The following is an 8317-nucleotide window of genomic DNA, read 5'->3' as shown; positions in this document are numbered from 1 at the left end:
CATCAGGACGAACATGCGCCTCGCCCCGGTGCCGTCGGTGCCTGAGATCCAGCTTTTTACACCGCACCCGGCCAGTGGCCTGAGACGGCTTACCGATACGCACCAAAGCGCTGACGACGATGACGACACGATCGAGGCGGACAACAATGGACCTGAGCCGCAGCCGCCTTACTGGGCTTACGTGTGGGCCGGCGGCGCGGTGCTTGCGCGCCATATACTGGATCATCCGCAAACGGTAGCCGGTCGCCGCGTGCTCGACCTTGGTGCCGGCTCCGGCCTTGTCGGCATCGCCGCAGCCAAGGCCGGTTCGCGCGAAGTGATCGCCGCCGAGATCGACCGTAACGGCGTTGCCGCGATCGGCCTCAATGCCGCGGCCAACGGCGTCGAGATCGCCATTGTCGACAAGGACATTACCACGGGTCCCCCGCCGGCGGTCGAGCTCGTGCTTGCCGGCGACGTGTTCTACGGCCCTGAGGTTGCTCTGCGGGTTATCCCGTTCCTCGACCGCTGCCTGGCGGCCGGCATCGAGGTGCTGGTCGGAGATCCCCGCCGCAACGACCTGCCGCTGTCCCGGCTGCGGTTGGTCGCCGAATACCGGGTGCCGGATTTCGGCGACGCGAAGGGGGCTGCGACGAGGCTTAGCGGCGTCTTTTCGTTTGAGGAGGGAGCGCGCTGACGCCACAGAGCAAGCCTAAATTCTACTCATTGTGGACAAACATCGAGGGCAGAAAATAGATTCGACTGGCCGTTGGTCGGAGAAGTCGAGCGGCGTGGATTAAAGTTGTTCAACGTATCGGTTTCACAGTTTGCCCAAAATGCGAAAATCGGGGCTTCGATCTTCAGCCAGGCGAAGACATCGACAGCGCAAAGCGCCAAGATCAGGTGCGGCAAATGCGGGTACGTTTGTTCTGCTGATGAGTGGCCCATTGTGTCCGAAAACAAACCAGAAGCTCGATAGTTTCCATGGACTGCTCCCCCATCTCGGCCATTGGCAGAAAATCCCGAGGTGAATCGAGTTTGACCTAGCCTTTCCCGTCAGATCGTCTCCCTGACCCGCGCCGAGAGAAAATCCGGCAGGTCGGCGACCGAATCCAGGACAACGTCGGCAATGCCGGCCAGCGATTCGCGGGTCCCAGTGCCGGAGAGCACGCCGACCGCCAGCCCGCAGCCGCCGGCTCGTGCCATTTCGAGGTCGTGCCTGTTGTCGCCGACCATGGCGATTTCCACCGGTTTGAGGCCGGTGAGATCGCTGAAGGCCTGGATGGTGTCGGGGGCGGGCTTCGGATTGGCCACCGCGTCGTAGCCATAGGCCGCGTCGAACAATTGAGCGACGCCGAGCGTGACCAGCGTCTTTTCCGCGCCGCTGGTCGAATCGTTGGTGGCGACGCCAAGCCGGTAGGATTTCCTGTGCAGTGCCGTCAGCGTATCGACGATGCCCGGCAGCGCCACAGCCATCGCCGAGCCCTGTACGGAGGTGATCTCGTTGAAGCGGGCAACCGCAAGCATCTGATCCTCGTTGGACAGGCGTGGGAACCACAATTCGACGACGTCGAGATTGGTGCCGGAGGCAAAGATGGAGTCCGGCTTGAAACGCTTGTTGGCGAAATCGAAGCCGGCAGCGGCCAGCAGCCTGTCGGCTTTCCAGCGATCGCCTTCCGACGCATCCATGGCCATGAAGTCGGCAACGCCGAGCCAGGTGGCGTTGAAGTCGACAAGCGTGCCGTCCTTGTCGAACAATATTCCCTTGATGTCTGCCAAGCTTTTCACTCCGAGCCACGCAAATGCTGGATGAATCCCACAAGGCCAGCGGTCGATGCATCCCGATTGGCGGCACTTTCCTTGCCCTCCACGACAGGCAACAGGCCGGTGGCCAGTTCCTTGCCGAGTTCGACGCCCCATTGGTCGAAGGAGTTGATGTTGAACAGCGTGCCCTCGACGAAGACGCGGTGCTCGTAGAGCGCGATCAGCCGGCCGAAGGTGCGCGGGTCGAGCTTTCTGTAGAGGATGGTGATCGAGGGACGGTTACCCGAGAAGACGCGGTGCGGCGCGATCTTGTCGACCTCGGCCGGCTTCATGCCCTTGGCCAGCATCTGGGCGCGCGCCTCCTCCAGCGTGCGGCCCTTCATCAGCGCTTCCGACTGCGCCAGGCAGTTGGCGAGCAGCAGACCATGCTGGTGCTTGAGATCGGGCTCGTGACCGATGGCCGCGGCAAGGAACTCGACCGGAATGAAATCGGTGCCCTGGTGCAGCAGCTGGAAGAAGGCATGCTGGCCGTTGGTGCCGGGCTCACCCCAGACCAGCGGTCCGGTCGGCGTCGTCACGGCCGTGCCTTCGAGGGTGACGCTCTTGCCGTTCGATTCCATGTCAAGCTGCTGCAAATAGGCCGGCAGCCTGGACAGGCGCTGGTCGTAAGGGATGACGGCGCGCGCCGGGTAACCGCAGATCACGCGATGCCACCAGCCGACCAGTCCCAGCAGCACCGGCAGGTTCTCCTGCACCGGCGCGGTGCGGAAATGCTCGTCCATCTCATGCGCGCCATCAAGGAAGGCGCGAAAATTCCGCGGGCCGACAGCGATCATCACCGGCAGGCCGATGGCGCCCCAGAGCGAATAGCGGCCACCGACCCAGTCCCAGAAGCCGAAGACGCGATCGGGCGCGATGCCGAACTTGGCCACCAGGTCGAGCGCGGTCGAGACGGCGGCGAAATGCTTGCCGACCGCTTCCTTGCCGAGCGCCTTCTGCACCCAGTCGCGCGCCGTCTGCGCATTGGTCATCGTCTCGACGGTGGTGAAGGTCTTGGAAGCGATGATGAAAAGCGTGGTCTCGGCGGAGAGGCCTTTCAGCGTGTCGTGGATATGGGCGCCGTCTATGTTGGAGACGTAATGCGCGCGCGGCCCGTGATGATAGGGCGCCAGCGCCAGCGTCGCCATGGCCGGGCCGAGATCGGAACCGCCGATGCCGATGTTGACGATGTCGGTGATCTTCTTGCCGGTGGCGCCGGCCGCCTTGCCCGAGCGCACGGCATCGGCAAAGGCGCCCATGGCGTCGAGCACGGCGATGACGTCCGCCTTGACGTCCTGGCCATCGACGGTGACGCCCTTGCCGGTCAGGTTGCGCAGCGCCGTGTGCAGCACGGCACGGTCCTCGGTGACGTTGATCTTCTTGCCGGCGAACATGGCGGCGCGGCGGCCTTCGAGATCGGCGGCCTGGGCGACCTTTTCCAGCAGCTCCATGGTGGTCGCGTCGACCGCGCATTTCGACCAGTCGAGCAGCAGATCGCCGTCGGTGGCGGAGAATTCCACGAACCGCTTGGGATCGGCGGCGAACGCCTGGCGCATGCTGGCGGGCGCCGCCGCGCGGTGGTCGCGCAAGGCGGCGAGCTGTTTTTGAAAGGACGATTGATCCACTGCCAAACTCCGAGACCTCGAGCCATCATTACGGACCGGATGTTTCCGGCGCGTGTCGTCGCGACAATCTATCGGGCCGAACTCCACCCGTATCAATGCGCAGCGATGACGCACACCCTCATGCCGCCACGACGCACGATGTCATCGCCGGGATGAAGCGCCGCGTCAGCCCACGATGCCGCAACGCGGCATCAAAAGGACGTGAAGGATCACTGGCATAAATCCCAACGATCAGAAAAATTGATTGGCGCAACCCCTTGTGCCACGGTTACGTTCGGCTGGTCCAGCCAAACGAAAAAGGCTGGCCATCGAGGAAATCTCCCATGCCACAGCGAAACGACACGGCGATATGGTCCGGCCTGTTCCGGATTTCGGCCGAATCCGGCCAAACCCTGCAGGCGCAGATCCGCCAGGCCATCGTAGCCGCCATTCTCGACCGCCAGATCGCCGCTTCGATGCCGCTCCCTTCCTGCCGCATCCTGGCCGAAAAACTCGGCGTGGCGCGCGGAACCGTGGTGCTGGCGTTCCAGCAGCTCGTCGACCAGGGTTTCCTGGTGGCGCGCGAACGGCGTGGCCATTTCGTCAATCCCGATGTGCTGGCGACACCGGCCAAGCCGCACCAGAAGGCGCCCGACCAGGCCAATGAGATCGACTGGAAGGCACGCCGCAAGATCGCCGCAAGCGACATGCCGCCGCCGGCCAAGCACGAGAACTGGATCAAGTCGTCCTATCCTTTCGTCTACGGGCAGTTCGACCCGGCGCTGTTCCCGACCGCTGAATGGCGCGAGTGCAACCGCATGGCGCTTGCCGTGCTGGAAATCCGCAACTGGGCATCCGACATGGTCGACCGTGACGATCCGCTGCTGATCGAGCAGATCCAGGCGCGGCTCCTGCCCCGGCGCGGCATCTTCGCCAATCCCGACGAGATCATCGTCACGCTGGGCGCCCAGAACGCGCTCTACATGCTGGCGACGCTGCTGATGTCCAAGGGCTCCAAGGTGGCGATGGAGGACCCCGGTTACCCCGACGCGCGCTCGATCTTCCGCCTTGCGGGCGCAGAGATACAGCCGGTGCCGGTCGACCAGTCCGGCATCGTAACTGCTTCTATTCCCAATGATTCCGGCTTCGTCTTCGTCACGCCCAGCCATCATTGCCCGACCATGGTGCCGTTGTCGGCGGAACGGCGGCAGGATCTTCTGGCGCGCGCCAACCGCTACAACCAGATCATCATCGAGGACGGCTATGACAGCCAGCTTCTCGACGAGGCACCGCAGCAAGCGCTGAAGAGCCTCGATCGTTCCGGCCGCGTGGTCTATGTCGGCTCTATGTCCAAGACGCTGGCTCCCGGCCTGCGGCTCGGCTACATCGTGGCGTCCGCCGGACTGATCGCGGAGCTCCGGGCGCTGCGCCGCTTCATGCTGCGTCATCCGCCGGCCAACAATCAGCGCGCCGTCGCACTGTTCCTGTCGCTCGGCCACCACGAGGCGCTGGTGCGGCGGCTGTCGTCAGCCTTCGACGAGCGGCGCAAGCGGCTGGTCCATGCGATTTCCGCCTTCCTGCCGGAATGGCGTTCGACCGATTCGGCCGGCGGTACGTCGCTGTGGCTCGAAGGGCCGCGCGGCACCGATTCGCGCGGGCTTGCCGAGGCAGCGGCCTCGCGCAGCGTCATCATCGAGCCAGGCGACCGCTTCTTCGATCGCACTGAAAAGCCTTCGCGTTTCATGCGGCTGGGCATCTCGTCGATCGCGCTACAGCACATCGAGCCAGGCATCCGCGAACTGGCCACGGCCGCCGGACGCAGACCCGCGGCCGCCTGATCCATCATCGACCTCTCGTGACCGGAGCCGCTCGCAGCGGCTCCGGTATTTTAGTTCTGGCACATGGAACTGAGCCAGCTGGCCCATAGGATGGGCCAGTGCCGGCGGCATAGTCGGCGTCATCAGGGGAAGAAGCAGGCCGATGGTGGACCAACCGCCACGAGTTCCTGCCGACGAAGTTGGAGTGCTCCATGCCAGTGGCTGTCGAACAGCAGGACACGCCGGCGAACCGTCGTCCACAACGCTCCGGTCTTCGCGAAACAGGACATGCCATGCGATCATCTCCCCTGGTGGAGGATACCAGACCACAGCACAAGGCCATCGAGGGCGGCGGCTACGGGCCGCTTCGCGGGGATGACCGCGAGCGTATCCACGAAGGCGTGCTGACGCTTCTGGAGACAGTGGGTTTCGCCAACGCCATTCCTTCCTGCATAAAGGTACTGACCAAGGTGGGGGCGATCCATGGCGACGATGGCCGGGTCCGCTTTCCGCGCGCGCTCGTGCTCGACACCATCAAGCGGGCGGCACGACATTTCACGCTTCATGGCCAGGACCCCAGGCACGACATGGTGGTCCAGGGCAAGCGCGTGCACTACGGCACGGCAGGCATCGCCGTGCACCTGGTGGATCTGGAGAAGCGTGAGTACCGCGAATCCAAGCTGCAGGATATTTATGATGCCGCCCGCATCGTCGACGGGCTGGACAACATTCATTTCTTCCAGCGGCCGATGGTGGCGCGCGACATCGCCGATCCGCTCGAGATGGATTTCAACACGCTTTATGCCTGTGTGATGGGAACATCGAAGCACGTCGGAACATCCTTCACGGTGCGTGAGAACGTGAAGCCTGCACTTGAAATGCTGTACGCCATCGCCGGAGGCGAGGAGAATTTCCGCGCCCGGCCATTCGTTTCCAACTCCAATTCATTCGTCGTGCCGCCGATGAGGTTCGCCGAGGATGCCTGCGGCGTGCTCGAGGCCTGCGTCGAAGGCGGCATCCCGATCCTGCTGCTGTCGACCGGCCAGTCGGGCACGACGGCACCCGCGGCGATGGCCGGCGCCGTCGTGCAGGCAGTGGCCGAAGTGCTGGCCGGCCTGGTCTATGTCAACGCGCTCAAGCCCGGCCATCCGGCGATCTTCGGCGCATGGCCGTTCATGTCCGACCTGCGCACCGGCGCCATGGCCGGCGGGTCGGCCGAGCAGTCGGTGGCAACGGCGGCCTGTGCCCAGATGGCGCAATTCTACGACCTGCCCGGTGGCTCCGCCGCCGGCATGACGGATTCGAAATTGCCCGATATTCAGTCCGGCTACGAAAAGGGCATCACCAATGTGATGGCCGGCCTCTCCGGCCTCAACCTGGTCTATGAGGCGGCCGGCATGCATGCCTCGCTGCTCGGCTTCTGCCTGGAGAGCCTGGTCATCGACAACGACATGCTCGGTCATTGCCTGGGCTGCGCGCGTGGCATCGACGTGACTGACGAAGCCCTGTCGATCGACAGCATCGCGGAGGTCTGCCTCAAGGGTCCGGGCCACTATCTCGACAACGAACAAACGCTCAAGCTGATGCAGACCGAGCACTTCTATCCTGCCCTCGGCGATCGTTCCTCGCCGAAGGAATGGAACGAAAAAGGCCGGCCTGATATATTGCTGCGTGCGATCACCGAGAAGAAGCGCATTCTTGCCGAACGATTTCCGCGCCATGTGCCAAAACAGGTCGACGACAGATTGCGTGCCCGTTTCGGCAACCTGATCCACCTGCCGCGCACGCATATGGGCGGCTGACCGGAGACAAGTCTCGTGCAGCCATACAGCCATACACGACCAACCATCGGGCAGAACGACAAATGAGTGTGCATCCTATCCAGCAAGCCCCCACCGACGGCGACGCGATCGATCGGCTGGTGGCATCTCATCGGCCAGGCCACGGCCTGGTGCGTGCCTTCTATCATGACCCGGCGATCTTCGAACGCGACATGGAACGGGTCTTTCGCCGCCACTGGCATTGCCTGGCCCACGCCAGCGTTATCCCGAACCCCGGCGATTTCGAGCTGTTCAAACTAGGCGACGAGGCGGTCATCCTGACACGCGGCATGGATGGCACCGTGCATGCCATGCTCAACGTCTGTCGCCACCGCGGCGCCGAGGTCTGCACCAAGCAGAAGGGCAACGCGAAGATGTTCGTGTGCCCCTACCACGCCTGGACCTATTCCAATGACGGATCGTTGCGCGCTGCCCGCCTGATGCCGAAGGATTTCGACCGCACGGCGCACGGGCTGAAGAAGCTTCATGTCCGCGTCGCATCCGGTCTGGTCTTCATTTCCTTCGCCGAGACGCCGCTCGATTTCGATCCGATCGAACAGTCGCTGCGAACGAGCTGCGGCCAGTATGGCTGGGGCGACGCCAAGGTTGCGTATCGTCAGTCCTACCCGCTCGACGCCAACTGGAAGCTCGCCGTCGAGAACTATGTCGAATGTTACCATTGCGGGCCGGCGCATCCGGAATATTCGCAGACGCATGCGCTGGAAAAGCCGGCAGAAATGATCGAGCAGCTCAATGCGGCGATGGAGCAACGCACCTGCGCGCTCGGCATCGAGATCGGCAGCGCCAACCGCTGGCAGAACTCGGCGGCCGGTCAGGAAGCAATCCACACCTTCCGCTATGCGCTCTATGACGGCGTTTCGAGCGGCAGCCAGGATGGATCGCCGGTGGCCCCGCTGATGGGACGCTTCTCCGACTATGACGGTGGCGTCACTTCCATCCATCTCGGCGGCACGACCTTCCTCGTATGCTATCCCGATCACGGCATGATCTACCGCTTCATCCCGAAAACGGCTGGCACCTGCGAGATGGAACTGATCTGGCTGGTGCGCGGCGACACGGTCGAGGGCCAGGATTACGATCTGGAGAAGCTGACCTGGCTGTGGAAGATCACCACCGAAGAGGACAAGAAGATCATCGAGCACACTGCGCGCGGCGTGCGCTCGCACTATTTCGTGCCCGGACCTATCGCGCCGATGGAATATAACGAACTGCGCTACATCGGCTGGTATCTCGAGGAGATCAGCCGGGCCTGAACGGCTCGGCTGCCTTAGAG

6 protein-coding genes are annotated in these 8317 nt (G+C 63.5%); 4 read left to right on the top strand and 2 right to left on the bottom strand.

What is annotated here, in order from left to right:
- The first annotated feature begins 1 nt into the window (after window position 1).
- Window positions 2-676, top strand: a complete 675-nt coding sequence (locus EN914_RS15560) for a methyltransferase (protein ID WP_245497821.1) — start codon at window positions 2-4, stop codon at window positions 674-676.
- Between the two features lie 359 nt (window positions 677-1035).
- Here EN914_RS15560 and EN914_RS15555 read toward each other — a convergent pair whose 3' ends face one another.
- Both EN914_RS15555 and pgi read right to left on the bottom strand, forming a co-directional pair.
- Window positions 1036-1758 (bottom strand): HAD family hydrolase, encoded by a 723-nt coding sequence (locus EN914_RS15555; protein ID WP_024503384.1) that lies wholly within the window; start codon window positions 1756-1758, stop codon window positions 1036-1038.
- Between the two features lie 5 nt (window positions 1759-1763).
- Entirely contained in the window at window positions 1764-3413 is a 1650-nt protein-coding gene (gene pgi / locus EN914_RS15550; protein ID WP_024503383.1) for a glucose-6-phosphate isomerase, read from the bottom strand.
- Window positions 3414-3730: 317 nt separating this feature from the next.
- Between pgi and EN914_RS15545 the strand changes: the two genes are divergently transcribed.
- The 3 genes from EN914_RS15545 (at window position 3731) to EN914_RS15535 (ending at window position 8297) form a co-directional block, all read left to right on the top strand.
- On the top strand, window positions 3731-5224 hold the full coding sequence (locus EN914_RS15545; protein ID WP_024503382.1) for a PLP-dependent aminotransferase family protein: 1494 nt from the start codon (window positions 3731-3733) through the stop codon (window positions 5222-5224).
- 191 nt (window positions 5225-5415) lie between these two features.
- A complete protein-coding gene (locus tag EN914_RS15540; RefSeq protein ID WP_024503381.1) occupies window positions 5416-7005 on the top strand; it encodes a trimethylamine methyltransferase family protein in 1590 nt (529 codons plus the stop codon).
- Window positions 7006-7067: 62 nt separating this feature from the next.
- Window positions 7068-8297: an aromatic ring-hydroxylating dioxygenase subunit alpha gene (locus tag EN914_RS15535; RefSeq protein ID WP_013528000.1), complete on the top strand. Its 1230-nt coding sequence runs from the start codon at window positions 7068-7070 to the stop codon at window positions 8295-8297.
- Window positions 8298-8317 lie beyond the last annotated feature (20 nt).

It is taken from the genome of Mesorhizobium sp. M7A.F.Ca.CA.001.08.2.1 (assembly GCF_003998455.1).
Classification (GTDB): Bacteria; Pseudomonadota; Alphaproteobacteria; order Rhizobiales; family Rhizobiaceae; genus Mesorhizobium; species Mesorhizobium ciceri.
Note: the sequence above shows the minus strand (reverse complement) of the source record. Positions and strands in the feature narration are given on the sequence as shown.